This window comes from Caulobacter sp. HJHS_5 (genome assembly GCF_056683955.1).
In genome coordinates this window covers 1-26,508 of sequence record NZ_JBWZNC010000007.1, presented here as the reverse complement: position 1 = coordinate 26,508, position 26,508 = coordinate 1, and the positions used below count along the sequence as shown (strand labels likewise).

The window sequence follows — 26,508 nt, the reverse complement described above, 5'->3', positions numbered from 1 at the left end:
CCTTCCCTTCAAGGAGCCGGTCAGGGCGTCCAGTCCTCGACCGGGCCGTAATAAATCGGCTTGCCTTTATCGAGGTGCAGGATCACGTTGCACACGGTCTTCAGTTGTTTGACGCTGTGGGTGGCGAAACAGACGATCTTGGCCGAGTTGACCATCGTCTTCATACGCTTTTGGGCGCGGTCCACAAAGTCGGCGTCGCCCGCCCCCAGCCATTCATCGAGCACCAGCACCTCGACGTTGAACTCAGTGGCCACCGAGAACATCAACCGCGCGAACATACCGGCCGAATAGGTCCGCACTGGCAGATTGATGTAAGCGCCGAGCCCCGAGAACTCGATGATGTGCGGCAGGCGCTCGGCCACCGCCTTCGGATGGACGCCACGGGCCAGGGCGAAGTGGCGGATGTTCTCGATGCCCGAGGCTTCCGGATCGGTGCCCCAGCCGATGTCGATCATCGACGAGACCTGACCGTCGACGGTGCGCAGGCCCCGGCTGGGCGGATAGATGCCGGCGATCACCCGCAGCAGGGACGACTTGCCCGAACCGTTGTGGCCGTAAAGGCCCAGGCGGTCCCCGTCCTTCAGGTCGAGGCTGATGTTTTCCAGGGCGCGGACCACGACGACGTCGGACTCGCCTTTGAAGAACTTCCCGCCGACCGCCATGTTGAACATGGCGTTCTTCAGCGACCGAGAGCGGATATTGTAGATGTGGTAGTCGAGCGTGACGCCCTGCAGCCGTACCGAAGCCATCGGTCTTACCTCAGAGCCAGAAGATCACGCGCCGACGGACCATCGGCAGGAAGATGAACAGCAGCACCCAGCAGGTCGCGCCGTAGCCGACGACCCAATGCAACGCCTCGTTGGTCGGGGCCATGCCCAGCAGCGGGGCGCGCAGCAGGTTGACCAGGTGGGCGAAGGGATTGTGGTGGACGAACAGCGCCCGCAGGCCCGTGGCGTTGTCTTCCTGCCAGAAGATCGGCGACAGGAAGAACAGGATCGAGAAGGCGAAGGTCGCGGCGTGGCCCACGTCGCGATACCGCGCGGAGATCAGACCGAGCAGGTAGAAGCTTGGGAAAATCGCCCACATATCGAGCACGAAGCCAATCGGCAGGGTCCAATGCGGAATGTTGAACACCCCGAACGGCAGAGTGACCAGATAGAAGCCAACCACCGCGTGGGCGAACTGGATCAGCATCCGCCACAGCTGCAGGAACATGTGGAACGACAGCGGCAGCGGCGTCGACCGCATGACCCCGGCCGCTGCGATGAAGGTGTTGGCCCCTTCGTTATGGCCGCCCCCGACCAGGCCCCAGACCACCACGCCGGCAATCACGTAGGGCAGCAAGGCACCAAAGCCGCTACCGTTCGAGCCGGTGCGGATGAAAGCTAGGGCCAGCCCCATGGCGATGGTGGTCGCGGCCATCCAGAACGGCCCCAGGATCGTCCGCTTATAGCGGTTCTGGGTCTCGAATAGACCTAGCCGGACCCACAACGGCCAGAGCTTAGCGCCGTCGATCAGGTCGTTGATCGCTCCCGCAAACCCGGTGCTGGAACGTTGGGCAGTCGTCGCCGCCATTAAAGCCGCCCTCCAATGCGCAATACGACGCCCCCGCCGCAGCCGACGACTCGCTTCCGAGTATCGGCGCGCAGCCCCCATAGCGGGGAGACTGGGGGCAAGTCCACGATATCCATCGTCAAATCTGTCGAAGCCCCGTCGCTGCTCAGCTCAGAATACGCCGCACGGCGGCGGCGATTCCGGCGGCGTCCAGACCGAGACGGGCAATCACCTCGGCCGGCTGGCCGGAGGGCGGCACGGCGTCGAGGCCGAGCTGAACGTTCGGCAGACTGATCTGTTGCGCGGCCAGCGCGGCCAGGATTTTCTCGCCGTGACCGCCGGCCACATAGTGGTCGTCCAGGGTGACCAGCGCCTTGGCGCCGGCGAGCGTCGCCTTCAACCAAGCCCCGTCAACGCTGTTGAGGAACGGCAGGTTGACCACCTTCAGGCCGACACCCTCGTCCTTCAGCGCCTTGGCGGCCTTCACCGCCTGGGCCAGCAGGATCGGGCCGGAGCCGATCAGCACCGCGTCGTTCCCGCCGTCGAAGATCGTGAAACCTTGACCAGGGGTTGGCGTCCAGCCTTGGGGAATGGTCCAGTCGATTTCGGCCGGCAGCGACGCCATGCGCAGGAACGATGGGCCGTCATGGGCCTGCAGGCACCAGTCGAGCAGCACCCCGACCTCGGCCGGACAGGACGGGGCCATCAGGGCTAGGCCCGGCACGCCACCGATGGCCGAAATCTCGCGCACGCTCTGGTGCGAGTGGCCGGGGCCGGCCGGCAGCACGCCGGAGAGGCCGCCGACGTAGACGATCTTCGTGTGTTCGGTGGCGTTGTTGTAGATCTGCTCGTTGGGGCGGGTGGCCAGGAAGCAGGTGAAGCTGTGCACCACGGGCGTCAGTCCCGACAGCGCCATGCCGCCGGCCATCGAGACCATGTCCTGCTCGGCGATGCCGCACTCGAAGAAGCGCTCCGGGAACGCTTGAGAGAACGGGATCAGGCCCAGATCCTTGATCAGGTCGGCGTCGAGGGCGACCAGCGTCGGGTCGCGTTGCGCTGCGGCCAGCAGGGCGTCGGCGTAGGCGCCGAACAGCCCCTGGGCCGGGATCGCGCCCGGCGGCGGCGGAGCGGCCGGCGGGCGGTTGACGGTTTCAACCTCGACGGTGGTCCCGCCCAGCGAGGCGGCGCGCCGGTTGATCTTGTCTAGCAGCTCCTGCGCCGCGCGGGTGTAGTCGGCGGCCTGGGGCGCGCCGGAGTGGAAGACGTACATCTCGACATCGCTGTCGATCGACGTGCCTTCCATGAACGACACGCCCTTGCCCTTGATGGTGTCGGCGATGATCGCCTTGGGCTTGTCGGTGATGGCGTCCAGCTTGCGGAAGGTGGCCTCGATCAGCGCCAGGTCGTGTCCGTCGATCCGCTCCACATGCCAGCCGAAGGCGGCGAACTTGGCTTCGAGGTCGCCCAGGGAAGAGGTGCGCTCCACCGAATAGTCGGACTGGAACTTGTTGTGGTCGACGACGACCGTGACCTCGCCCATGCCCCAGTTGGCGGCGCCGATCATCGACTCCCAGTTCTGGCCTTCCTGCAGCTCGCCGTCGCCGGTGACCACGCAGACCTTGATCCGCTCGCCGCGCTGGCGGGCGGCCAGGGCCATGCCCTTGGCCTTGGCGATACCCATGCCGAGCGAGCCGGTGTTGGCGACGATGCCTTCCGTGCCGACGTCCGGGTGGCCGGGCAGGCCGTCGAGGCGGCGCAGGCGATGGATCAACTCCTCGTCCATCAGGCCGACGGCCATCATCACCGCGTAAAGGCCGGGGGCGTCGTGGCCCTTCGACGAAAAGAACTTGTCGCCCCTGGCGGTGTCGATCTCGTTCAGTTGCAGGTGCGCGAACAGATCCATCGACGAGAACGACGAGCCGATGTGGCCCGAGCCGGCGGTGGCGATCATGTAGAGGGCGTTCAGCCGCGCCATGTCCGCGAACAGGGCGGTGGCCTCGGCCTTGGCGGCGTTCAGCTTGGCGACGCGCTGAAACTCGCTGCGCTTGATGAAATAGAGTTCGCCATCCACGGCGGCGCCGACGAGATCACCCATGTCGAACTTTCTTGAGCATGGCGCCGCGAACTAGGCGGCGCCCGGATAAGGAGAAACGTCGACCGGCGGCAGCTTGGCCTCGCCGGTCTGCATCAGATGTTCGACCCAGAACCAGTCCTGCGGGCCGTTGATGTCGACCCCTTCGTCCCCTTCGGTCAGGAACGGGACCAGAGTGTGGCCGGCGATCGATCGCGTCGCCTGGGTCATGGCCGTCCAGGCGATCTCCAGGCTGGCGTTCTGCACATAGACCGCCGGCAGCGTCGGCTTCTGCTGGCTGTGCCACGGCGCCTCGGGCGGGGTCAGCGGCATCAGCGGCGTCATCCGCTCGCCGCGGATCACCCACATCTTGCCGGGGTGCTGCTCCACCGGCTCAACGGCGCGCAGGCTGTCGGCCCCCTCGGCCTCGACGAAGGTCTTCCACGCGCGCCGGATCGTCTCGGCCTTGCGGAACGGACTGGTCGGGCGAAGGATCGAATAGGCGGCGTAGTCGCGGCCGGCCGCCTTCAGCCGGCCAAGCACGTCCATCACCCAGTCGATGTCGGCGGAGGTGGAACTGGCCATCTCGGCCCCGCGCAGGAACGGAACCTCGGCGCCGTAGTGCCGCGCGATGGCCGCGTAATCGTCGCTGTCGGTCGAGACGATGACGGCGTCGAACACGCCCGACGCGCGAGCGGCCGCGATGGTGTAGGCGATCAGGGGATGGCCGGCGAGCGGCCTGATGTTCTTGTGCGGCACGCGCACCGATCCTGCCCGCGCGGGGATCAGCGCCACCGCCTTCAGCCCTTCTCGCCGCAGCATCTAGTTCGCCGTCTCCTCGCAACCTGCGAGCAGGCCCGGATCATCGCATCCGAAGCACATGCCGGCGCGTCGCGGCGTATCCATAGGTCGATGATTCCGTCGCGCCAACCCCCTGGTTGATTTGTCGTTCGTCACGGGGGCAGCAGCGATCCGACCGAGATCGGCTCGCCCATCAGGGTGGACCGGAGCACCTGCTCGAGCCGGCCCTCGGCCTTCAGATAGGCCGCCACGTTGTGGCCGCAGCCGGCGACGGCGTGCACCGTCACATTGGGGCGAACGGCGAAGCGGGCCGCATGCTTGCGATCCATGAACTTCTCGCCGACGACGATGTCGTAGCGCACCAGGTCGCTGAGCTCCGCCGCCGCGTCCGCGACATCCCAGACGGTGATGGCGGAGCGATACTCCACATATCGCTTCTCGAACGGCGTGATCTCGGGATGCGCCGAAGACTGCGGCACGAAGGCCAGGGCGCGTTCACAGTTCTCCAGCCGCCCAGCGAGGATCAGCGCGCCCGTGCCCCCCATGCTGTTGCCGACGGTCACCACCCGCTTGGCGCCGGTTTCCCGGAGCACGGGATTGAGCACCGCGTCGACGCGTGCGGCGACGCCGTCGTTAAACCAGCGGCGGTGCTTGTCGATGACGAAGGCGGTCGCGAACGGGATGCCCAGCCGGCCGAGGGAGTTGCGGAACTCCTCGATCTGGAAGCCGCCCATGCCGTAACCGACACCCGCGAAGGCCACGACACACAGGCCCTCGCCGGGGCCGACCCAGGTCACCCGCAGGTCGTCATCATCCACGACGACGCGTCGCTCGGACGCCGGCTGGTCGCTGTCGCTCATCAGACCTTCGCCGCCGCCCAGGCCACGAAACCTCGCACACCCGTTTCGAAATCGACGGCGGGGGCGAAGCCGAGCCCCGTCGCCAGGGCCGGGTCGGCGACCAAGCTCCGCGGATCGCCGGGGCGCGAGCAACCGTTGAACCGCACCGCCCCCTCGAACCCAGCCGCCTCGGCCAGGGCGGTCGCCGCCGCACGCACGCTCAGGTCCACGCCGGAACCGCCGTTGAGCACGGCGGGAACCTCGCCCCGCGGCCGGCCAGCGATGCGGCCGATGAGGGAGACGGCGTCATCGACGTGCAGAAAATCACGGGCCTCGTCGCCATGGCCGAACAACTCCAAGCCCTCGGCGCCCTCTCCGATCCGCCGCGCGATATCCCACAGCAGCTGCTTGCGCAGACCCGGCCCATAGATCGAGAAGAACCGCACGCAAACGGCGTCGAGGCCGAAGAGCTCGGCCCAGCCGGCGATCAGCTGCTCGGCCAGCGCCTTGTGCAGGCCATAGGGCGACACCGGCCGCGCCGGCGCCGTCTCGGCGATCCGCCCGGCCTGGCCTTCACCATAGACCGCCGCGCTCGACGGAAAGATCAGTCGCGCCGCCGGCGCCTGCTGGCGCATGAACTCCAGGGTCTGGCGCAGGCTGCCGAGCCCGGCGTCGAAGTCGCCCGCCGGATCGGCCAGCGACGCGCCGACGGAACCGGACCCCGCCGCGTGGAAGATCACCTCGGGCGGCCCGAGCTCGCCGGCCGCCTGGGCCAGATCGCCGAACTCGCTTTCGCCGCGCTCGAAGCCGGCCACCGTCCAGCCGGCCTCGGTGAAGCTCGCCGCCACGTGGCCGCCGAGGAAGCCTCCGGCGCCGGTGACGAAGATTACGCCCGAACCGAACGGCGCCGGGACCATCTCAAAACTTCCGGATCGCAAAGCCGACCCCGAACCCGACCTGGTCGTAGGTCCAGGCCGAAAAGCGGCGATCCTGCGCGACCATGTCGTTCCACACGTCGCGCAGGCCAGGATGCGCCGGGTGGCACACGTCGTCGAACACCACCGCCCCGCCGATCTTCAGGCGCGGCAGGATGTCGGCCAGATCCTGGGCGGCGCCCTCGTCGGTATGATCGCCGTCGACGGTGATGATGTCGAACGCCGCCTCGGGCCGTGCGGCGAAGTAGGCGGGGACCGTCTCGTGCGAGTCGCCGTCGATGAACTCGACCGGCCCGCGATGGCCGACGCGGGCCAGCTCGGCTTTCACCAGCGCCGGCCCAGGATTGTCCATCCCGGCATAGCCCGGCATCCACATGTCGAACAGCGCCAGGCCGCAGTCCGGCGCTCGTGAGGCCACGGCGCAGACGCTGCGGCCACGCCGCACGCCAATCTCAAGATAGGCCGACGGCTTCAAGGCGTCGGCCAGGCCGAGCAGCACGGTGACGATGTCGGCATACCCCCAGGCCCGGCCGTGCGCCTTCAGGCCCGCGGCGTAGTAGCTGGCCAGAAACCGGCTGTAGTCGTCCGGGGTCAGGCGCTTCAGCAACGCCTGGGCCTGCTTTACCCGCCGGTCGTCGGCGGTCATCGCCGCGCCGAGCGCACCGGCGCCGATGGTCGGGCCGGAATAGAACGCCGTCTCGCCCGCCGCCGGCCGATAGGCCAGGGCCGCGACCGCCTGGGTCATTTCGCTGTACGCGGCTTTCGCCAAAACCCTCTCCCCGACGCGTTCGCTTCCGGCGACCCCGTGTCGTCGCCCCTTACCACCCGCGCCGGGTTCCCGGCCACGACGCACTGAGCGGGCGCGTCGCTCGTCACCACCGCCTTGGCGGCGACGATGGTCTCCGCGCCGATCTCGACGCCCTTCATCACGGCCGCCCCGAAGCCGATCCACGCCCCGGCGCCGATGCGGATCGGCGCGCCGGCAATGCTGACAGGTCGCGGCGGCGCGATGCCGATCATGCCGGCGAAGTGGGCGCGCCGCTCGGCTGGGTCGGCCGGATGGGTGTCATTGTCGAAGATGTTCACATCGTGGCTGATCAGCACGTCGTCGCCGATGGCCACACCCTGCCCAACGCTGATCAGGCTGCTGTCGCCCACATAGCAGCGGGAGCCCAGGGTGAAGACCGCGTCGGCCTCCACCCGGATCACGCCGCGTATCACGCAATGCTCGCCGATGGTCACTTTCGAACCCGGCTCGGCGATCAGCCGCGCGCCGAGGCCGAGACGCAGATGACCCGCGCCGACCACGCCGCTCCAGCGGGCGAACAGCTCCCACAAGAGGTCCCCGTCACGCGGATCGTCGAACAGCGCCTGGGCGGCCTTGCGGCTCTCCGGCCGCTCGAAGGCCGGACCCGAGGCGAAGGCGTGATCGCGCGGATCGAGGTAGGGCCGCGTCACAGCCCCAGATCCTCGGCCGGATAGATGAAGGGCGCGGCGTCGAGCACCCCGTCGCAGATGCGGTCGAGCCCGGCGTCTGCGCCCCTGGCCAGATCGTCCATCGAGGCGAGGGCGGGGCGGAAGAACAGGTTCGAGGCGTCGCGGCGCATGACCTTCAGCGGCATCATCCGGCGGAAGAAGAAGTGGTAGGCGTATTTCTTCGCCCGCTCCACCGTCGCGGCGTCTAACCGGCGCTTCAACGGCAGGCTCGCCAGGATCGCGGCGTATTCCGCCCGGCTGGAGGCGTCGAGGGTCAGCCCCTTGCCCTTGATCCAGGCCTCACCGGCCACCACCACCGGAATGCCCATGGCGGTCAGTTCGACGCCGGTCTTGGTGCCATAGATCAGCGCGCTGTCGCAGCGCTCCATCACCGCATAGGTCGAGACGTCGTCGGCCGGGCCGATGATGAAGACGTTGGCCGGCAGGTTCGGCCGACGCTCGGAGATCGCCTCGGCCATCGGCTGGCGCGAGGGAGCCGTACCGCGAATTTCGGCCGGATGGATACGGATGACCAGTTGCAGGTCGGGCCGGACGGCGAAGGCGTCGATAGTCGCGATCACCCAGTCGATCAGGCTGTCGAAGGCGTTGGCCGGATAGTGCAGCTGGGCGTCCCAGACCACATTGGTCAGGAGTCCGATCAGCGGCTTGTCGGGATCGACGCCGAGGCCCGTCAGCCACGCCCGCGCGTCCTCGCTGGGCTTCTCGTGGAAGCCGATCCAGTCGCGCGAGCCCTGCCAGCGGCTGCGCAGGTAGGTCTCGATCTCGCCGCGCTGGATGTCGCCGAAAGTCATGGTCTCCCAGGCCTCGGTCGGCTCGTCCATCAGGGTGTGATGGTAGGTGTCGTCGTGGCTCAGGATGAAGCAGCCCTCGCGGTAGGCCACGAACCAGTTGACCACGTGGACGCCCTTCTCGCGGCACACCTCGCCGACCACGCCCTGCGGCACATAGAGGCCATGGTGGAAGACGGCGACGTCATAGTGCTGCGCGTCGAACAGCCGGCGATAGGCGATGGCGCTGAGGATCGCCGCTTCGAGATAGCGCCGCAGCACCGTCTCGCCCTGCGGCTCGCCGTCGAGGTCGCCGCGCGTGTAATAGCGCAGGGCGCCGGCGCGGGCCTGTTCGCCCACCTTCAGGCCATCGTACTCGAAGTCGGCCATGCCGGACGCCGGCGCCTCGGCGGCGATCCGGGCGGCGGCCCTGCGGTCGCGATCGGTGACGAATTCCGAGAGGAACCGCACCTTCAGGCCCAGCGGCTCGAACATCGCCCGCCCGTCGTTCAGGCAGCCGGGGCAGAGCGTCTGCGGCAGCCTGCGCTCGACCAGCACGTCCGGCTGCACGCCCCCCACCAGCTCGGCCTTCAGGCAGCCGGCGAGGAGGCCGTCGCAGAGCACGATCTCGACCTCGGCGTCCCGCAGCGAAAGCGCCGCCGCCATCGTCGCTTCGAACATCGACGCGGGCGCGTGCCCCCCCACGTTGGTGGCGACCAGCACCCGCCCGCGATGGCCCGGCCGACGCAGCGGCCAGAGCTGGCTGGCCTCGATCAGGGCCTTCCAGTCGGGATAGTGCGAGGGCCGGTCGACCGGCCCCTTCGGCAGGGGCTTCGGCAGTCTCGGACCGGCGATCCAGTCCAGCAGAGCCATACGGATCAGACCTGATCCGGGCGGACGTTCACGTATACGTCCTGCAGCTCGGAATAGACGTCGAGCGCCTCGGTGCCCGGTTCGCGCGTGCCGTTGCCCGACGCCTTGGTCCCGCCGAACGGCATGTGCGGCTCGCTGCCATGGGTGCCGGCGTTGATCACCGCCACGCCCGTGTGCATGCGCGCCACGAAGGTCAGGGCCCGGTCGATGTTGCGCGTATGGATGGCGCAGGTCAGGCCGTAGGGCGAGCTGTTGGCGAGGGCGAGCGCCTCCTCGAAGCCGGCGACGCGCTGGATCAGCGGGATCGGTCCAAACAGCTCCTCGCTCCACAGCTCGGTGTCAGGCCCCGCGCCCTCGAGGATTGTCGGCTGCATGTAGAACCCGTTCGCCAGCTCCGGATCGGTCGCTCGCCCGCCGCCGAGCAGAACGCTGGCCCCCGCCGCGACGGCGCGTTCGACCGCGGCGGTCATGTTGGCCAGTTGCCGGGCGTTGATCACGGGCCCCAGGTCGCAATCGGCCTCGACGCCGACCTTCAGGGCCTTCGACGAGGCGACGAACTTCTCGACAAAGGCGTCGTAGACCGCGTCGAACACCAGGATACGGCTGCCCGCGGCGCAGCGTTGGCCGGCGTTGGAAAATGCGGCCAGCTTGGCCCAGGTCACCGCGTTGTCGAGGTCGGCGTCGTCGCAGACCACGAAGGCGTTCTTGCCGCCGAGCTCCAGCGAGACCTTCTTCAGATCCTTGCCCGCGCTCTCGGCGATCTGCCGGCCGACGCGGGTCGAGCCGGTGAAGGAGATGACGTCGACGTCCGCGTGGCCCGTCAGCGCCGGGCCGACCTCGGCGCCGAGGCCATGGACGACGTTCAGCAGGCCCTTCGGCAGGCCGGCCTCCTCGCAGATCCTGGCCAGCCACCAGGCAGAGGCGGGCGTGTCCTCCGCTGGCTTCAGGACCACGCCGTTGCCGCAGATCAGGGCCGGGAACACCTTCCAGGCGAAGTTCGGAGCCGGGGTGTTGGCGGCGACGATCAGTACCGCGACGCCGCACGGACGGCGCAGGGTCATGGCCCAGCGGTGCGGCGTGCCCGAGGTCATGGTCCGGCCGAACAACCGCTGGCCTTCGCCGGCGAAAAAGCGGGCGCATTGCACGGCGGCGCCGACTTCGCCCATCGAGTCGCCCAGCCGCTTGCCGGCCTCCAGGGCGACCAGAGCGGCCAGTTCCTCGGCGCGGGCCTCGATCAGATTGGCGATCTTGTGCAGAATCTGGCCGCGCGCCACGCCCGGCGTCGCCGCCCAGCGGACTTGCGCGGCCTTGGCCGAGGCGACAGCGGCATCGACGTCGGCGGCGGTCGAGCGCGCCAGCCGGCCGATCACCGAACCGTCGTGCGGCGAGAGAATGTCGACGGTCGCGCCGCCGCCGGCGGCCTGTTCGGCGCCGGCGATCTGGTTGGCGACAAGCTTGGGATAGGCGCTCAAGGGAGCCTCCTCACATCGAGGTGAAGCCGCCGTCCACCACCATGTCCGAGCCGGTCATGTAGCGCGAGGCGTCGGACATCAGGAACACCACCGGTCCGTCGTAGTCGGCCGGTTCGGCCATGCGGCCGAGCGGCACCTTGGGCTCGTAGCGGTCGAGGAAGGCGCGTTCCTGGTTGTTGAACACCCCGGCGAACACCAGGGTGTTGGTGCGCACGCCCTTGGGCCCCCAGTAGACGGCGAGATAGCGGGTCAGGTTCATCAGCGCCGACTTCGACACCGAATAGGCCACCGGCTTGAAGAACACCTCGCCCCGGTCGCGTCGGTATTGATAGAGGCCCTGGTCGGGCGAGACGACGCCGTAGATCGAGCCGATGTTGACGATCGAGCCCTGCCCCGCCTCGGCCATCGCCTTGCCGAACACCTGGCAGGCCAGCACCACGCCCTTGACGTTGACGTTCATCACCCGGTCGAACGAGTCTTCCGGATAGTCCTCGAACGGCCCGTTCTCGCCGGCCGGGGCGCCCGGCGGCGAGTCGAGGGCGGCGTTGTTGACCAGGCCATAGGGCGCGCCGAGGTCGGCGGTGATGTGCGCCAGAACATCCTCCAGCGAAGCGCGGCTGGTGATGTCGGCCTGATAGAGCCGCAGAACATCCTCGCCGGCGTCGCCGAACAGGGCGGCGCGGCGATCGGCCCCGTCCGCCACGTCGAGCACCGCCACCTTGGCCCCGGCCGCCAGCAGCGCCCGCGTGAACGAGGCGCCGAGTTGGCCGAGACCGCCGGTGACGACCACCACGCGGCCGTCGAGATCGAACGGCGTCGCCATGACGAGGCGCCCCTTAGTTCGGGCCGGTCTGGCCGATCTGCGCCCAGCCGATGATTTCCTGGGCCGGCACGGCCTCGGTCAGCGTCTTGCCGTAGAAGCTGTAGACGTACTTCGGCGGCAGGGCGTTCTCGGTGATCTTCGAGCCGACCGGGATCATGTAGTCGATATCGGCTTCGGTCAGCACGTGGCCGGCCGGCAGGTCGCGCTTGGCGACCAGGCGCTTGGTCATCTTGTCCAGCGGCGCCTTTTCCGACGGGTACTGCTTCTTCACGCCGTCGCCGAGGGCAATGTGGGTGCGCTGCAGGTCGCGGACGGTCTTGGCCAGGCCCTGCGGCTCCAGGCTGAACGCCTGGTCGGTGCCCTTCCAGGCGCGGTTCAGGGTGAAGTGCTTTTCGAAGATGCGCGCGCCGAGCATGTAGCCGACCAGCGGCATGGCCACGCCCGAGTCATGGCTCGAGAAGCCGATGACGATGTCCGGGAACTCCTTGGTGAAGGTCTCGATCACCCGCAGGTCCAGTTGCTCGTGGGGCGGCGGATAGCCCGAGGTGCACTGCATGATGCAGAGGTTCTGGTTGATCGGCATGATCGCCTCGTAGGCGTCGCGCACGTCTTCCATCTTGCCGCCGCCGGTCGAGATGATCATCGGCTTGCCGAAGCTGGCCACGTGCTTCAGCAGCGGAGTGTTGGTCAGGTCGCCCGAGGCGATCTTGTACATCGGCATGTCGATGCTCTCGAGCAGGTCGGCCGAGGGCAGATCGAAGGCGGTCGAGAAGAACACGATACCGATCTCTTCGGCGTAGCGCTTCAGCTCGGCGTACTGGTCGCGGTTGAACTCCAGCGCCTCACGGTGCGTCCCATAGGTCGGGGCGTAGGCGTTCTCGGAGTTGTAGGGGCTGTCATACATCTCGGCGGTGAACAGCGCGCGGTTGTCGCGCTTTTGCAGCTTCACCGAGTCGGCGCCAGCTTCCTTGGCCGCGCGGAACAGGGCCTTGGCCGTGTCCATGTTGCCTTGGTGGTTATGGCCGATCTCGGCGATCACGTAGCCGACGGAGTCTTGGGTGACGATCTTGTCGCCGACGACAAACTTGGGGGCCATCTGCGGAGAACCTCTGACAACGGGGGCTCCAGACGCCCCTTTTCGTTCGGGACGCACGTCTACAGGGAGGCCCCGTCGGCAGGCAACCCTAGTCTCGCCTGAGACGCGACCTCGGTGCCTCCGACACCCGCTCCGTCAGCGGCGAACCCGCCAGCTGGCCATCACCCCGAAACCGGTTTCCCGCGCCTCGTGCCCCGGATTGAACATCGCCGCCGCCTGCAGCATCAGCTGGCCAGCCGCCAGGTCCCGCTGCAGGTTCAGCCGCAGATCGACCTGCCGGCTAGAAGGCGCGGCCGAAATCCGGCGCTGGCTGAACCTGATCGGGTCGTCGTAGTTCAGCGGCGAGTCGGCCAGGGTCGCCAGGAAGGCGCCGCTTTCCACCCGCAGCGGCTGGGCGAGTTCCAGGGCAAAGCTCCGGCAGAGCCCGGCGACGTCGCACGCGCCGTTGAGGGCGAATCGCCAGCTCAAGCTGGTGAGGTCCGTCGTCTTGACCAGGCGGCCGCCTGCGGCCGTATGCCCCACCGAGGCCTCGCCGTGCAGCGACAGACCGCCCAGCGGGCGGTCGAACCCGAGGGCGACGAATCGCGTCGAGGCTGCGAGCGACAGCGGCGAGGAGGGCGCCAGTTCGGAGCCGAAGGCGCCGCGCGGCTCGCTGAGCCCCCCGGCGGAAAGGCTCAGAGCGAAGCTGGGCGCCGTGTAGACGGCGCTGGCCGAGACGTAGCTAGAGGCCTGGACGGGCGTCAGGGACTGGGCGATCCGTCGCTCGGCCCAGCCGCCCTCGGCCCCAAAGGCGAAGGCGCCCGTGCGCCAGGAGGCGCCGACCATGCGGTCCGGTGCGGCGACATTGGTGAAGGCGTTGCGGCCCGCGAGGCCCGTCGGGGCGACCGTGTCACCATAGCCCCGCCAGGCGGTGAAGCCGAATCGGCCCAGCTGCAGCGAAGCGCGGACCGAAGCCGGGTCTTCCGGCCGCAATAGAGCGAGGCCCGGCGAGCGTTCGCGCTGCTCGTCGGGGAACATCGGCGTTTCGGCGGCCAGGGCCAGGGTGGTCCCCGTGGCCAGCGGCAGCGCCTGCTCCGTCACGTTGATCATCGGGTCGGGCCGCGCGAGGCTCTGGCCCCAGCGGGCGGCCCGGAAGCTGTCGGCGAGGTTGACCTGGAACAGCCGCTGATAGTCGTCGCGGATGACGGTCTCGAGGCTGCCGCTGCGCGACAGCGAGTCACCGAACGCCGCGCCCAGCATCGAAGCCGGATCGGCGGGGGGCAGGTCGATCTGCGCGCCCCCTTCCAGCGACAGGGTGCGCGACCCGATCGGCTGGAAGGCACGGGTCAGGTTCAGGGAGCCGCGACCGAAGACGCTGTCGGTTCCGGCGTCGCCCTTATCGTCCGCCGTCTGTAGCAGGATCGACACCGCGTCGCGGCCCGACAGGTTCGGGAAGTACTGCAGCAGCATGGCCAGGGCTCCGGCCACATGCGGGGCCGCATAAGAAGTGCCGGAGACGGTAGTGCAGGTGCCGTTGGCGTCGCAGTCGGCCGCCACCCCCTCGCCGGGAGCCACGAGATAGCCCTGGGCCGCCGAGCCGGCGCGGTTCGAGAACGAGGCCAGCGCGCCGGAGGCGTTGATTGCGCCCACCGCCAGGACCGAACCGAGATAGCGGCCGTCGGCGGCGTAGGCGGCCGTCGGAACGGGGTTGTTGTCCGAGCCGTTGCCGGCGGCGATGGTGAAGACGAGGCCCGCGTTCAGCGCCCGGATGAGCGCGGCCTGCAGGGCCGCGTCGCCCGACGGGCTGCTCTCGTAGGCGCCGATCGACAGGTTCACCACCCGCGCGCCCTTGGCCACGGCGTAGTCGATGGCCGTGGCTAGCCCTTCGGTGCTGAAGACGCAGCTGTTGGGACAGAAGGTGTCGGTGGTGCTGTCGGCGCGGATGCCGATCACCGACGACTCATAGGCGACGCCGATGGAGCCGGCGCCGTTGAAACGGGCCGCCAGAACGCTGGCCACCTGCGAGCCGTGCCGGTCGACGCCGCGCACCTGACCGCGGCCGGCGACGATGTCCGTCGTATCGGCGTTGTAGGCGCCCTGCATGTCCGGCGCGGCGAGATCGAACCCCGTGTCGATCACCGCCACTTTCACATCCTTGCCGGTGGCGCCGACGGTGTAGCCGGCGTTGGCGTTGATGGCGGCCAGGCCGAAGCTGCGAGTGTACTCCGCCCCGGCAGTCGGCGGCGGATTCAGCGGCAGGCTGGGATTGGTGGGCTGCTGGACGGGGGGATCCGGAGTCGGATTCGCCGGGCCGCTGCTGCTGCCCCCCCCTCCGCCGCACGCCGCCAAGACCAGTGCCGAACCGGCGCAGGCCAGCCCGACCGCGAACGCGCTACGCATGCCCAACCCCTGATTGTTTGTTTGCGCCATACCCGTGTTCGCAGCGTCCGAATAGGCGAACTGAGCCATAGGAAACATCCGGCGCTTAAAAAATCGGAACCCCGGGAGACGCGCGTCAGCAAACCGGGCGCTGACAAGGGCGGGGGTCTTGTGTAAGCGCTCCGCGAGCTTACCGGCCTGCAAGGATTCCAGTCTCGATGTTCGATCCCGCCGGCCACCTCGACGCCATCGACGCCGTGCGCTGGGAAGCCTTCCTGCCGGAACGCAAGCGCCTGCGCCGCCTGTTCGACGAGAATCCTTCCGCCTTCGAGGCTGAAGCCGCCGCGGCCTGGCGGTTCTTCGACACGCCTCGCGTTGTGGCCGCGGGCTCCGTCCGCCAGGAACGCGGAGTGCTGGCCGGCGACTGGGGCCTCTTGATGGCGCGGGCCCTGCTCGCCGACGGCCGCGCGGCCGAAGCGCTCGACGTGCTCTCGCAGCCTGGGGTGGCCCAGCGCGACGCCGCTCGGCCGCTCTATCACCGAGGCCGGATGTTCGCCGCCGACGGCGACCTGCAGACCGCGAAAATCGAGTTCAACGCCGCCCTCGACCTGGACCCCGAATTCGCGCCCGCGATCGAACGCAAGGCCGAGGTCAAACGTCTGCAGCGCCTGACCGCCCTGCTTGCGACCGCTCCCGATTGGTCGATTGCGGCCGCGGCCATGGCCGACGCCACGGCGCTGCGCAGCACGTCCGCGGGTCGTGAGGTCGCGGAGCTGTTCAGCCAAGGCGCTCCTGCTCCGACCCGTGACCAGGCGGACCAGGCCTACGTCTTCATCGAACGCGCCCTCGAAATCGCGCCAGCGGCGGCGAACCGCCTGATCGCGCGGTGGGAGGCCGGGTCCGGGGAGACGGACCTGACCCGCGCCCTGCGGATCAATGCGCGTCTGAAGGCGGGGGAAACGGTGACGCCGCTGGAGCTGCCCAGCCACTCGGACTGGCGGCTGCGCCTGTGGAACGCAATGGCCTTCGAGGCGGCCGGCGACGCCACCCGCGGCCTGGCCGAGGCCGACGCCCTGACCGGCGACCACGACTCGATCGAGTTGCGCCACGCCATCGCCTACTGCGCCGGGGCCGAGGTGCTGCGCCGGGTCCCGCTGACGCCGAAGCGGCGGGGATCGCCGCGAATCGTCAACCTCTTCCCGTTCAACGACGAGTTCGTGCTGCTGCGCGCTCACCTCGAGGAAATGAGCTGGGTCGATCGTTTCATCCTGGTCGAGGCGCGGCAGACCTTCACCGGCCTGCCCAAGCCGCTGGCCTTCGAGGCGCGCAAGGCCGAGTTCGCCGACTACGCCCACAAGCTGACGCATGTGGTGGTCGACACCTTCCCCGCGGGCGTCGACCACGCCTGGGCCCGGGACTTCTATCAGCGGGACTACGCCATCGCCGGTCTGGGGGACGACTGGTCCGATGACGACCTGGTGCTGCTGACCGACGTCGACGAAATCATCGACCGCAAGGCGCTGGACGGCTTCCAAGGCGATCTGGCGCGGCTGGAGATGAACACCTACCGCTACTTCTTCAACTACCGGCCGACGGTGAACAACCGCATGCGGGTGGGACGCACCGGAGCCGTCTGCCGGGCCCGGCTGCTGCGGATTTTCGGTGCCAGCTACCTGCGCTTCGTCCTCGCGCGCCTGCGCAAGGAAGCCCCCCTCATCCCGGACAGCGGTTGGCACTTCACCTCAGTCGCCGAGCCAGCAGCTATCGCCCGCAAGTACCGCAGCTACGCGCACCAAGAAGCCAAATATGCCTCGTCGCGCAAAGACGCCGTGATCGAGCGGCGGATCAGCAGCATCCGGGGCGGCAAAGACGATGAGGGCTGGGAGCGCGTGCCGCTGGATGAAAGCTTTCCCGCCTTCATCCGCGACAACGCCGAAGCCTTGTCGGACCTCATCCTCTGATCTTTCCGCGCCTTGGCGCAGCGCAACCGCCGTGTTAGCTGCGCCCTTTCCTTTTCCAGGAGCCTCTTGTCCATGGAACCGACCACGGCCCGCGCCGTCATCGACTACCTGTTCCATCTCAAGGACAGCCGCCCGCTGCAGAGTCGCCAGGAGAGCGACGCGGCGACCGCCCTCGTTCACGCCCTGGGCGTCCCCGGGCACCACGACACCCAGAAGGACTGGGACACCTTCAAGTGCGTGTCCTACGTGGTTTCGCAGGGCGACCTGGAAGGTCCCGTGCTCGACGCGGGCTCCGGCGTCCGCGTGGTCGTGCCGCGCTGGCTGCACCACCTCGGCTACCGCAATCTCTACGCCTGCGACCTGAAGGGCAGCGCCGTGAAGCCGGCCTACGCCGACCTCGGCATCAAGGTCTCCAAGCAGGACCTCACCCAGACTGACTACCCGGACAATTTCTTCCAGGCGGTCACCTGCGTCTCGGTGATCGAACACAACGTGCCGCTGCAGGCCTTCGCCACGGAGATGGCCCGGGTGCTGCGCCCGGGCGGTCTGCTGGTGGTCTCCACCGACTATTGGAGCGAGTACATCGACTGCAAGGGCATCTTCCCCTACGGCGAAGAGGCCGGCGACATGAAGATCATCGAGCCCGTCGAACTGACCCGCTTCATCGAGATGTGCGCCGCGGCGGGGCTGGAGCTCTGCGAGCCCGTCTCCTACGAGACACAGGAAAAGGCCGTCCGTTGGGAGCGTACCGACCGCGACTACACCTTCATCTTCCTGGCCTTCCGCAAGGCGGCCTGAGATCCGGCGGCGGCGAAGCGCCCCGAAGTCACGGCTCCGGCTTGTCCGGCACGGGCAGGATCACCTCGGCCAACTCCTCGACATGGCAACGGACATAGGCCGGGAAGCTGTCGTCGATCTCGACCCGCTCCCAGTCCTGGCTTATGGCACCCAACCTGAGATTCGTCAGCCGCCGCTCGAAGAAGGCCTCGTCACGCCTGGCGAGCTCCTGGTGCGAGTAGGTGAGGATCTTCTCCGCCAGGCCGCGCGCATCCGAGATGGAACTGAAATGCCAGCCGGCGTCGGGCAAGGCGCCCGCCAGCCGCGATTGACGGGCCAGGGTGAAGCGCACGTGGCTCCAGCCGTGGCGGGCGAGCACGCGCGCGCGGCAGGCGGCGGCGGCCAGCGGCGCACGGCGTCGGTCGCCGCGGACCGGACGCAGGTTGAGGAAGTAGCGGGAAGTCTCAAGCCTTAGACCGGTCACCTCGTTCAGCAGCCGGCCAGGGACGTCGTCCCGCACGATCTCGTCGGCGTCGGTGAGCAGGACGATGTCCTCAGGGGCGACCAGCGACGCGACCTGCGGGAAGACGACATCGCGCTGATGAAACTCCCGCGTCCAGGGCGAGGCGACATCATTGGGGCAGCCCTCGACGACGATGACCCGAATCTTGTCGCGAACCGCCGCGAAGCGCCCTTCGGCGAGAGCCTGCGACAGGTGCAGCGGCTTGGGCTGGCCGGTATAGGTGAACCGGGCCTCGACGGCGACGAAGAGATCAACCCAGGGCGCCATCTCGTTGAGCTTGATCTCCAGCATCGAGAACTCGCTGCTGAAGGGAAACATGTCGATGACGCGCGGCCGGCCGTCGGCGCGCGGCGGGCCGAACACCACCGGCCGTTCCGCCAGGGCCAGCTCGCCCACGCTCTGGGCGAGGGCATCCCGCACGGCGCTGTTCTTCAGATGGCGCGACGCCAGGACGTCGAGAATCTCCACGGCGTGAGCCAGGTACCCCTCCAGCCGCGCGGAACGCGCCGCCACCAATCCGGCCGGCCAGCCGATCTCGGGGCCGGGGCGTCCGCCGCCGCCGGCCGCGGAGGCCGCGACGAAGGCCCCCTCGGGCGCGCCGAGCGCTTCGGCGGCGGCGGCGACGAAGGTGCGCGACGCCCCAAGCTCGACGCGAACCATGGCCAGGGCCCCCAGGGTGCAGATCTCGTCCAAGCGATCGCCTGCGCCCGGGCGCGCGAGCGTGGCGGTCAAGATCTCCAGACAGGCCTGTGACTGGCCAAGGCCGAACAGGCGTTCGGCGAGCTCGACCCCGGAGGCGACGTCGCCGGCCCCGCGCAGGGTGACGATCCGCTGCAGGGCCTCGCGCAGAAGCGAGGCGAAGTCGCCTTCCGGGACCTGGTCGAGGCCGGCCAGGGCCTCGTCGATATGGCCGGCGGCCGCTCGCGCCCGGGCGAGCGTCAGAGCCCGGTCCGGCCTCGGGTCGTCACGCTGGGCACGTTCGAGATAAGGAAGCGCCTCGGCGAACCTGTGCAGGGCGAACAGGGCGACCCCGCCGCGCGCCGCAGTGGTCGGGGCGAGGGCTTCCGGCCCGCCCAGCAGCGGCAAGACGGCGGCGAGGCGACGCATGTCTCTGAGCGCCCAGGCGCTCCTGGCCTCGGAGAGGCGCAGATCGTGCTTCCACCCCGCCGCCCCCGTCGGCGGTGCCAGCGCGGCCGTGGCCTCGATCGCCTCGGCGTCGTCGAACTCGCGAAGGAAGGGATGGGTGCTACGCATCGGGCGGCTAGATCAGCAGGTCGGCGAAACGTTCGCGATGCTCGGCCACATAGGGCGGCAAGGCCTCGACGGGAATCCGTTCCCAATCCGGATCGCGCTCGCCCAACCGGATGCGCGCTAGCAGCGGCGCACAATAGTCGGCCCCGAAGTGGGCGTATTCCTCGTGCGAGGAGGCGCGCATCTTGTCGGCGAGGTCGTGGGGCTCGGCGACGTTGGTGAAATGCCAGGCGACATGCCGGCGCCGCTCCGCAAGCTTTGAGAACGGCAGCACGCTACGCGCGTAGCTGAGCCCGTAGACGGGCAGGTGGGCTCCGCGCCAGGCCGACATCAGCCCCCGCCGCTCGGAACATTGACGGTAGTTCAGGAAGTAGCGCGAAAGCCAGCCGTGCAGCTTGGCCGGAACCTCGCCAAGGTTTCCGACCGCCGAAGGCAGGATCAGTTCGTCCGTATAGGTGATCAGTACGATGTCGGCCGGCGCTACGCGCCCGGTGAGAGCCCGCAGGCCCTGGTCCCGCCGGTGGAACTCCCGGCTCCAGGCCCCCTCGATCCAGTCGGGGAAGCTATCGACGACCACATGCCGCAGCCAATCGCCCCAATGGGCGTAAGCCCGCGCCCTTTCCGCGAAGCGCAGCGGCTTCGAGGCCCCCGTGAACGTGCGCGTCGCCTCGACGAGGACGAAGGTGTCGACGAAGGACGCCTCCTCGGCGAGCTTCAGGTCGAGCAGGTGGAATTCGTTGTTGAACGGAAAGACGTCAAAGACCTTTGGCCCGCCCCCCGGGGGAGCGAGCGTGAATCCCGTCGCGCGCACCGTCTCGGCGCTGACGAGGCGCGCCAGGGTGCTGCGGTAGGCGCCGTCCCGCTGGTTCTCGGTGGCGAGTTGGCCGACGATCCTGAGAACCTCATGGAAACGCCCGAAACGTTCGAGAGCCAGGGCGAGCGAAAGGCGGGTCTCCTGACGCGCCGGGTCGAGCGCGGGGAACTGCCCGACGCCTCCGCCCTGCAGGAAGGCCAGGACGGCGTCTATGGCGGCCTTGTCGGCCTTCTTGCGGCTGATGAGCCGCAGGCCGCGCAGCAAGGCCGGGACGGTTTCCGGTGTAAGGTCCGGAATGAGCCGCTGGATGACGCGCGGCGTCGCGAAGAACTCCTCGTCTGCAGGCGGCGACAGCAGGCGCGGCAGGAGGGCCGCAGCCTCGGCCTCCGCGGTCGGATCGGGGCTGATCACGAATGGCGCGGCGAGGCCGCGCTCGAAGGCGGGCAGGAAGATCGACCTACTGGGCACGGCCGGCGCCTTTGAGCAGCCTGCGCCAGGCCTGTTCGCGACGGCGCGCCTCGGACTGCGGGAAGAGGTCCTTCTCGTGGGTCTCCAGGTTGTAGAAATAGGCCGGGTCACGGGCGGCGAGGAGGGCGTGCCGCGCGGCGGGGCCGCTGGCAAGGGCGCGCAGGCGCAGCGGCAGGGGGAGGCGCGGGGGCGTCGCGCGCCGGCCGCCGGGCCGCAGGCCGGCGGCGGCCTCGGCGACCAGGCGAACCAGCCCGTCGACGGGGTCTCCGGCGGGGAAGAACAGGGCCTCGGCCCAGTCGCGCAGCGCCTCGCCGCTTCGCGGGTCCCGCGCCGAGCAGGCGGCGACGAAGGCGGCTTCGTCGGCGGCGCTGGGGACGAGGTCGCACCAGTCGTACCGAAGCCCCTCCGGGATCGCCTCGGCGTCGACCTTGAGGATCGCCTTGCCGGCGATGGCCGCCTCGATCAGCACCGTCGAATAGGACGAGGCCACGATGTCGGCGGCCAGGGTCCACTCGCGCGCCGTGCCCGCCTTGATCAACCTGAAGGCCGCCGCTCCATCGCCAAGGGCCTCGCGCGCGAAGCCCGTCAGCTCCGCGACGCTGGTGGCGGGACGCGGGCGGAAGACCACCTCGACCCCGCCTCGGCCGCCCAGGGCGTCGCTCCAGCGCAGCAACGCGGCCAGGGAGCGGCGGCAATAGTCGCGCATGGCGAAGAGGTCGGCCTCGGTCAGGCCGCGGCGCGCCAGCTTGCGCAGCTTGGTGTCGCCGAAGAACGCCCAGCGATAGTTCTCGGGCACAAACACCCAGGGTTTGGCGGCGTCCAGGCCATGCTCGGCGGCCAGGGCCGCGCGGCTCGGGAAATAGTCGCGGTAAGGCGGGCCGTAGAGGCGATAGAGGCCGTGGCCGACCAGGCGGACGGCGTCCTCCGCCACCCCGCGGTCGCGGAGGTAGTGGACGAAGGCCCGGCTCCAGGCGAGGTGCAGCACCCGCTCCCGCGTGAAGGCGTCGCGCGGCGCCTTGATCGCCTCGTGGCTCGGATAGAACAGCTGCTCCCACGCGAGGTTGACGAACCGCGCGTCCGGCCAGGCGGCGACATAGTCGCGCATTACCACGTCTTCCGTGGAGTAGAAGAACGGCGTCAGCACGAGGTCGGGCCCCGGCCCCGACAGAAGCAGCGGCGCGTCGGCGTAGAAGTTTGCGATCCGCAGCTCGACGCCGTGCTCGTCCTCAAGTCGAGCCTTCAGGAGGCTGACCAGGTCGAGCTCACGGTCGACGTGCTCGACCAGCGCCAAGGCCCGAACCCTAGCCAAGGTGCCCGAACGCCTTGTCGAGACCAGCGTAGGCGCGCAGGCGCAGGGCCTCGTTCACCCCGCTGGCGTCCGGCCAGGCCTGGTCGGCCTTGGTGAGGGCGGCGATCAGCCCTTCCGGCGTCAGCGGATCGACGACGATGCAGAACGGCTGGACCTCCGGCGGCTGCCGGATGAACAGCTTGCGCGGCATCAGCACCCAGCCGCCGGTGGTGACGAAGTCGAGCAACTTGGTCTTGAAGCCCATGCCGAGGTTCGACAGGTGCGCCAGCACTCGCGAATGGGTCATCACCTCGAAGGGGCTGTCCAGCTTGCCGGCGATGACCACCCGGCCGCTCTTGGCCAAGAGCTTGTAGTCGTTGCTGTGCTTGCCGATGTCGCCGGTGACCAGGAAGTCCCACGGCGCAAGCCCGCCCGCCGGCGCCGCCTCGACCAGCCGGACCAGCACCTTGGCGGCGTCGTGCGCCAGGGGGCTCCAGTCGGCGGACATCGAGCAGATGCAGCGATGCGCCTTCTCCTCGGCCGGCACGGCCTCGACCGCATAGTCCTTGGGCAGGAAGTAGGGCGCCATCAGCACCTTCGACCGGTCGGCGATCCTGGGCCAGTAGTGGGCGGCCTCCCAATCGGCGATGGCCATCACATAGTCGGCGTGCTTGGCGCAGTGGCGGTCGAAGCTGAACCGGTCGCGCACGTTCTTCAGGGTCATGCGCGTGCGCTTGAGCCGCCAGCGCCAGCCGGCCAGGCCCGAGTTCACATAGGCGTAGGCGGTGTGCAGCTGGTGGATCAGTTCGGCGTTGTGGCCGCGAATGATGCGCACGATATGCGGGTGGTTGGCCTTCAGCCAGGCCAGGGAGTTCGGATAGCGCGGGTGCTCCATGAACACCGCGTCGATCCCCGACAGGTCCATCTGCTGCAGCTTCTCGAGGCAGATGTGGTCGTGGCGGCCCTTGACCGACAGCTCCACGCACTCGATGCCGCGGTCGGCGAAATAGTCGCGCCGCCCCAGGATGTCCTTGGTCGAGCCGAGAAAGCGGTACTCGGGCTTCCAGGTCTTGTCGCCGAGGACGTGCAGCACCCGCCGAACGGGTTTTACGGGCGCGTTCATGCGACTTCCTTGGCGGCGGACCGCTCGCCGGGGAAGGGATCGTCGAGCGTTTCGGCGGGATAGATGAACGGCGTGGCCTTGAGAATGCCGTCGCAGATGGTGTCGAGGCCCGGCCAAAGGCCCGGCACCAGCTCCTCCTTAGCGGTGATGGTCGACTTGAAGTGGCCGCTCTCCTGCAACTGGATGAAGGGCAGCGGGATCATGCGGCGGAAGAAGAAGTGGTAGGCGTACTTCTCGGCCAGGGCCTTCTTCTCCGGTGTCACCAAGTGGCCCTGCGGCAGGCCGTCGAGGATGCGGTAGTAGTCGTCGGGGCTGGAGACGTCGGTGGCGAAGCCCTTGCCGCGCACCCAGGCTTCGCCCGCCACGATCACCGGCACGCCGGTCGCCGCCATTTCCACGCCGGTCTTGGTGTTGAAGATGATCGCCGCGTTGGCGTGGTCGCCCAGCGCGTAGGTCGAGGCCTGGTTGTCCGGGGTGATGACGAAGACGTTCTTCGGCAGCACCGGGAAGGCCTTGGCGATCTCCTCGGCGCAGAGCTGGCGCGACGGCACCGCCCCGCGCACCTCCGCCGGGTGGATGCGGATCACCAGCTGCAGATCGTCCTTGCGCGTCTCCCAATAGGCGATGGTGCGCTTCAGCCAGTCCATCATGTTGGGGAAGGCGACGGACTTGTAGTGCAGCTGGGCGTCCCAGACGACGCTGGTCAGAGCCAGGACGTAAGGCTTAGCGGAATCCGCGCCCAGCTCGGTCAGCACCGGACCGACGTCCTCCTTGGGCACGTCGTGGAACCAGATCCAGTCGTTGGCGCCGGTGCGGCGGCTCATCAGATAGCCGAGCACGTCCTCACGCAGGCGCTCGGTCATCGGCAGGCCGGTCCAGTGCTTGGTCGGCTCGTCGAGCATAGTGAAGTGATAGCTCTCGTTGTGCGAGAACACGAAACTGTGCTTCCGGTAGGCCGGGTTGTAGGTCACCATCCGCGCGCCGCACCTGCGGCTGACCTCGGCGATCATGCCCTGCGGAATGTAGATGCCGTGGTTCACCACCACGATGTCGTACTTATGGGTCTCGATCAGGCGGCGGATCGAGCGGATGGTCAGCAGGCCGCCTTGCAGATAGCGGCGCAGCACAGGCACACCGAGAGCCTCGGCCTCCAGGTCGCCGCGCGCAAAATAGCGCAGGGCCCCGGCTTTGGCGTGGTCGCCCACCGGCAGGCCGTCGATGGTGAAGGTCGGGATCGCCTCGGCGTCGATCGTCTCCGAGGTACGGGCCGCCCATTCCTTGTCCTCGGGCGTCAGGTAGTCGCCCATCAGGCGGATCGGAACGCCGGCCTCCTGCATCACCCGCTGGCCGCGTTCGACGCACCAGTCGCAATAGGGCAGCGGGTCGCCGTTGACGAGCTGCTCCGGGAAGGCGCGCTTCGGCCCGATCTTGATCATCTGGCAGGACGGCACGGCCTTGTCGCAGAGCAGGAGCTCGACCTCGGCCCCGCGCACGGTCAGGGCCTGGGCCAGTACGCGGTCCAGCACGCTGGCGTGGTCATAGCCGCCCATGGTGGTGGCGATGCAGATTCGCAGCGGGCGGGCGGGCGGACGCCCCCCCCCAAGCCGCTTTGCGGCGTCCAGGACGTCCTTCAGCAGGGTTTTGAACACGCTCAACAATAGGCTCCCGGCGCGGATCGGGCGGAGCCGCGCGACTTCAGGCTCACAATGACTAGACCCTGCCGTTGCCCCCGGCCACGGCGGCTAGCAAATTGGGCGCCTGACTTTCCCAAGTCAACTCGCCGCAAGCGCGCACAAGCGCCGGCTTCCACTCCGCTTTCGGTCGCCCGAGCACCGCCCGCAGGGTGGCGGCGATCGCCTCCGGCGAATGGCCGTCGAAGCACAGGCCGATGTCGCGTTCGCGCACGACCGGGCCGATGGTCGGAAAATTCGGAGCCACCACGGGCACCCCGACCGAGATGTAGTCGGTCAGCTTTCCGGGTTCACAGAAGTAGTTATTCCGCACGGCGTCGTCGTAGATGATCACGCCGGCGTCGGCGTCGGCCACATAGTCCGGCAGATCGTCGTGCGAGGCCGGCTTGGCGATGATGAACCGGCCCGTGGCCAGCGGACCTTCGAGATCCTTCGCGGCGGTGGTCAGCCACTTCATCTTCTGGCGGCCCATGAACACCATGACCACGTCCTCGGGCAGGTGGTGGATCGCCTGGGCCAGCACCTCCAGCCAGCGCCCGCCGATCAGCATGCCCTCGTAGAGCACGATCTTCTTGTCCGACCCGATGCCGTACTCGCTGCGCAGCCGGCCGCCGCGCTCCTCGGGAAAGGCGGTCTTGTAGTTGTGAACGATCAGCGGCTGCGCCCGGGCGCCGCGCTCGTTCACATAGACCTCGGCCCGGCAGTCGTTCTGCGTCAGCATGGCGTCAATGCCGCGCTTCAGGATCAGGCGTTCGAGGAACAGGGTCAGGGGCGATCCCCTGACAATCTGCTCGCCATAGAGCTCGAAGGGGAAATAGACGAACCGCTTGCCGCGCAGCTTGGCGGCCAGGCAGGCCCAGACCGCCGCCTCGGGCCGGCTGGCGACGATCACGTCGGCCGGCAGGCGCATCAGCCATTTAAAGCCGTTCAGATAGGCCGTCCAGGTGTCGACCGTGTCCTGCCGCAGGTGGCCGAAGGCCTTCATCACCACGCGCTGGGCCATGATCCGCGCCCACTGCGCCTTGTGCCATTGGCCGGTCAGGTGAAGCTTGATGCGCTTGGGCAGCTGGCTGAGGATCACCTTGCCCGACAGCTTGCGCTTCATCTTGCGATACTGCTGGTCCTGATGAATCGCCTGCTTCTCGAGAAGCCCGCGCTTGTGGTGCACCAGAGTGTAGAAATTGGCCTGGCGGCGACCGAACGAGAACGCCGGATAGCAGGCGTAGGGCGCGTTGGGATCGTGATCCTCCGAGACCACCGCTACATTGTGCCCTGCGGCCATCAGGCTCTTCAGCCCCATCAGAATGAAGGGGTGGTGCAGGTGCTCGCGGTCGTAGGCCCAGACCACCTGCAGCGGACGGGCCGCGGGGGTCTCGCCGCTCATGCGGCCTCCAGGGCGGCGGGGGGGGGGGGGGGCGCGCCGCCCCCCCCCCCCCCCCCGGGGGGGGGGGGGCGGGGCGCGGCAGCGGCGGAAACGCCCCCCCCGGGGCGCGCCCCCCCCGCGCGAGATGGGAAGAGCGTCGGGT

Annotated in this window: 21 protein-coding genes; 2 read left to right on the top strand and 19 right to left on the bottom strand. The window is 68.7% G+C overall.

Annotated features, from left to right (window positions below):
• Positions 1–20 precede the first annotated feature (20 nt).
• The 13 genes from ACFLIT_RS14180 to ACFLIT_RS14120 form a co-directional block, all read right to left on the bottom strand.
• On the bottom strand, positions 21–749 hold the full coding sequence (locus ACFLIT_RS14180; RefSeq protein WP_479911902.1) for an ABC transporter ATP-binding protein: 729 nt from the start codon (positions 747–749) through the stop codon (positions 21–23).
• Between the two features lie 10 nt (positions 750–759).
• Entirely contained in the window at positions 760–1,575 is an 816-nt protein-coding gene (locus ACFLIT_RS14175; RefSeq protein ID WP_479911901.1) for an ABC transporter permease, read from the bottom strand.
• Positions 1,576–1,720: 145 nt separating this feature from the next.
• On the bottom strand, positions 1,721–3,649 hold the full coding sequence (locus ACFLIT_RS14170; protein ID WP_479911900.1) for a transketolase C-terminal domain-containing protein: 1,929 nt from the start codon (positions 3,647–3,649) through the stop codon (positions 1,721–1,723).
• Between the two features lie 30 nt (positions 3,650–3,679).
• Positions 3,680–4,447, bottom strand: coding sequence for an acylneuraminate cytidylyltransferase family protein (locus ACFLIT_RS14165; RefSeq protein WP_479911899.1), 768 nt, complete (start codon positions 4,445–4,447; stop codon positions 3,680–3,682).
• Between the two features lie 131 nt (positions 4,448–4,578).
• Positions 4,579–5,286 (bottom strand): hypothetical protein, encoded by a 708-nt coding sequence (locus tag ACFLIT_RS14160; RefSeq protein WP_479911898.1) that lies wholly within the window; start codon positions 5,284–5,286, stop codon positions 4,579–4,581.
• On the bottom strand, positions 5,286–6,182 hold the full coding sequence (locus ACFLIT_RS14155) for an NAD-dependent epimerase/dehydratase family protein (protein ID WP_479911897.1): 897 nt from the start codon (positions 6,180–6,182) through the stop codon (positions 5,286–5,288). Before ACFLIT_RS14155 ends, ACFLIT_RS14160 begins: the two co-directional genes overlap by 1 nt.
• 1 nt (position 6,183) lies before the next feature.
• Positions 6,184–6,969, bottom strand: a complete 786-nt coding sequence (locus tag ACFLIT_RS14150) for a class I SAM-dependent methyltransferase (protein WP_479911896.1) — start codon at positions 6,967–6,969, stop codon at positions 6,184–6,186.
• The gene (locus ACFLIT_RS14145) at positions 6,942–7,658 is read right to left on the bottom strand and encodes an acyltransferase (protein ID WP_479911895.1); all 717 of its coding nucleotides are present in this window, start codon (positions 7,656–7,658) and stop codon (positions 6,942–6,944) included. The genes ACFLIT_RS14150 and ACFLIT_RS14145 overlap by 28 nt, the downstream gene beginning before the upstream one ends.
• Positions 7,655–9,337: a capsular polysaccharide export protein, LipB/KpsS family gene (locus ACFLIT_RS14140; RefSeq protein ID WP_479911894.1), complete on the bottom strand. Its 1,683-nt coding sequence runs from the start codon at positions 9,335–9,337 to the stop codon at positions 7,655–7,657. Before ACFLIT_RS14140 ends, ACFLIT_RS14145 begins: the two co-directional genes overlap by 4 nt.
• A 5-nt stretch (positions 9,338–9,342) precedes the next feature.
• Entirely contained in the window at positions 9,343–10,809 is a 1,467-nt protein-coding gene (locus ACFLIT_RS14135; protein WP_479911893.1) for an aldehyde dehydrogenase family protein, read from the bottom strand.
• A 10-nt stretch (positions 10,810–10,819) separates the two neighbouring features.
• Positions 10,820–11,632: an SDR family oxidoreductase gene (locus tag ACFLIT_RS14130; RefSeq protein WP_479911892.1), complete on the bottom strand. Its 813-nt coding sequence runs from the start codon at positions 11,630–11,632 to the stop codon at positions 10,820–10,822.
• Positions 11,633–11,645: 13 nt separating this feature from the next.
• Positions 11,646–12,728 carry an N-acetylneuraminate synthase family protein gene (locus ACFLIT_RS14125; protein ID WP_479911891.1) on the bottom strand — a complete coding sequence of 361 codons (1,083 nt, stop codon included), beginning with the start codon at positions 12,726–12,728 and terminating at the stop codon, positions 11,646–11,648.
• A gap of 135 nt (positions 12,729–12,863) precedes the next feature.
• A complete protein-coding gene (locus ACFLIT_RS14120; RefSeq protein WP_479911890.1) occupies positions 12,864–15,107 on the bottom strand; it encodes a S8 family serine peptidase in 2,244 nt (747 codons plus the stop codon).
• A 197-nt stretch (positions 15,108–15,304) separates the two neighbouring features.
• Here ACFLIT_RS14120 and ACFLIT_RS14115 point away from each other — a divergent pair, with 197 nt between their 5' ends.
• On the top strand, positions 15,305–17,047 hold the full coding sequence (locus ACFLIT_RS14115; RefSeq protein ID WP_479911889.1) for a hypothetical protein: 1,743 nt from the start codon (positions 15,305–15,307) through the stop codon (positions 17,045–17,047).
• A 72-nt stretch (positions 17,048–17,119) separates the two neighbouring features.
• Positions 17,120–17,845, top strand: a complete 726-nt coding sequence (locus ACFLIT_RS14110) for a class I SAM-dependent methyltransferase (protein ID WP_479911888.1) — start codon at positions 17,120–17,122, stop codon at positions 17,843–17,845.
• Positions 17,846–17,873: 28 nt separating this feature from the next.
• Here the strand turns inward: ACFLIT_RS14110 and ACFLIT_RS14105 are convergent, their stop codons facing one another.
• The 6 genes from ACFLIT_RS14105 to ACFLIT_RS14080 form a co-directional block, all read right to left on the bottom strand.
• Entirely contained in the window at positions 17,874–19,601 is a 1,728-nt protein-coding gene (locus ACFLIT_RS14105) for a tetratricopeptide repeat protein (protein WP_479911887.1), read from the bottom strand.
• A gap of 7 nt (positions 19,602–19,608) precedes the next feature.
• Entirely contained in the window at positions 19,609–20,880 is a 1,272-nt protein-coding gene (locus ACFLIT_RS14100; RefSeq protein ID WP_479911886.1) for a hypothetical protein, read from the bottom strand.
• Positions 20,870–22,189 (bottom strand): hypothetical protein, encoded by a 1,320-nt coding sequence (locus ACFLIT_RS14095; protein ID WP_479911885.1) that lies wholly within the window; start codon positions 22,187–22,189, stop codon positions 20,870–20,872. Before ACFLIT_RS14095 ends, ACFLIT_RS14100 begins: the two co-directional genes overlap by 11 nt.
• Positions 22,182–23,291 carry a hypothetical protein gene (locus tag ACFLIT_RS14090; protein WP_479911884.1) on the bottom strand — a complete coding sequence of 370 codons (1,110 nt, stop codon included), beginning with the start codon at positions 23,289–23,291 and terminating at the stop codon, positions 22,182–22,184. The genes ACFLIT_RS14095 and ACFLIT_RS14090 overlap by 8 nt, the downstream gene beginning before the upstream one ends.
• Entirely contained in the window at positions 23,288–24,940 is a 1,653-nt protein-coding gene (locus tag ACFLIT_RS14085; RefSeq protein ID WP_479912223.1) for a capsular polysaccharide export protein, LipB/KpsS family, read from the bottom strand. Before ACFLIT_RS14085 ends, ACFLIT_RS14090 begins: the two co-directional genes overlap by 4 nt.
• A gap of 61 nt (positions 24,941–25,001) precedes the next feature.
• Positions 25,002–26,366 (bottom strand): glycosyltransferase, encoded by a 1,365-nt coding sequence (locus ACFLIT_RS14080; RefSeq protein ID WP_479911883.1) that lies wholly within the window; start codon positions 26,364–26,366, stop codon positions 25,002–25,004.
• Between the last annotated feature and the right edge of the window lie 142 nt (positions 26,367–26,508).

Excerpts from the sequence above, each read along its gene's own strand:
- ACFLIT_RS14180 (WP_479911902.1), bottom strand. The coding sequence starts at position 749 with ATGGCTTCGGTACGGCTGCAGGGCGTCACGCTCGACTACCACATCTAC.
- ACFLIT_RS14175 (WP_479911901.1), bottom strand. The coding sequence starts at position 1,575 with ATGGCGGCGACGACTGCCCAACGTTCCAGCACCGGGTTTGCGGGAGCG.
- ACFLIT_RS14170 (WP_479911900.1), bottom strand. The coding sequence starts at position 3,649 with ATGGGTGATCTCGTCGGCGCCGCCGTGGATGGCGAACTCTATTTCATC.
- ACFLIT_RS14165 (WP_479911899.1), bottom strand. The coding sequence starts at position 4,447 with ATGCTGCGGCGAGAAGGGCTGAAGGCGGTGGCGCTGATCCCCGCGCGG.
- ACFLIT_RS14160 (WP_479911898.1), bottom strand. The coding sequence starts at position 5,286 with ATGAGCGACAGCGACCAGCCGGCGTCCGAGCGACGCGTCGTCGTGGAT.
- ACFLIT_RS14155 (WP_479911897.1), bottom strand. The coding sequence starts at position 6,182 with ATGGTCCCGGCGCCGTTCGGTTCGGGCGTAATCTTCGTCACCGGCGCC.
- ACFLIT_RS14140 (WP_479911894.1), bottom strand. The coding sequence starts at position 9,337 with ATGGCTCTGCTGGACTGGATCGCCGGTCCGAGACTGCCGAAGCCCCTG.
- ACFLIT_RS14130 (WP_479911892.1), bottom strand. The coding sequence starts at position 11,632 with ATGGCGACGCCGTTCGATCTCGACGGCCGCGTGGTGGTCGTCACCGGC.
- ACFLIT_RS14125 (WP_479911891.1), bottom strand. The coding sequence starts at position 12,728 with ATGGCCCCCAAGTTTGTCGTCGGCGACAAGATCGTCACCCAAGACTCC.
- ACFLIT_RS14120 (WP_479911890.1), bottom strand. The coding sequence starts at position 15,107 with ATGCGTAGCGCGTTCGCGGTCGGGCTGGCCTGCGCCGGTTCGGCACTG.
- ACFLIT_RS14115 (WP_479911889.1), top strand. The coding sequence starts at position 15,305 with ATGTTCGATCCCGCCGGCCACCTCGACGCCATCGACGCCGTGCGCTGG.
- ACFLIT_RS14110 (WP_479911888.1), top strand. The coding sequence starts at position 17,120 with ATGGAACCGACCACGGCCCGCGCCGTCATCGACTACCTGTTCCATCTC.
- ACFLIT_RS14105 (WP_479911887.1), bottom strand. The coding sequence starts at position 19,601 with ATGCGTAGCACCCATCCCTTCCTTCGCGAGTTCGACGACGCCGAGGCG.
- ACFLIT_RS14090 (WP_479911884.1), bottom strand. The coding sequence starts at position 23,291 with ATGAACGCGCCCGTAAAACCCGTTCGGCGGGTGCTGCACGTCCTCGGC.
- ACFLIT_RS14080 (WP_479911883.1), bottom strand. The coding sequence starts at position 26,366 with ATGAGCGGCGAGACCCCCGCGGCCCGTCCGCTGCAGGTGGTCTGGGCC.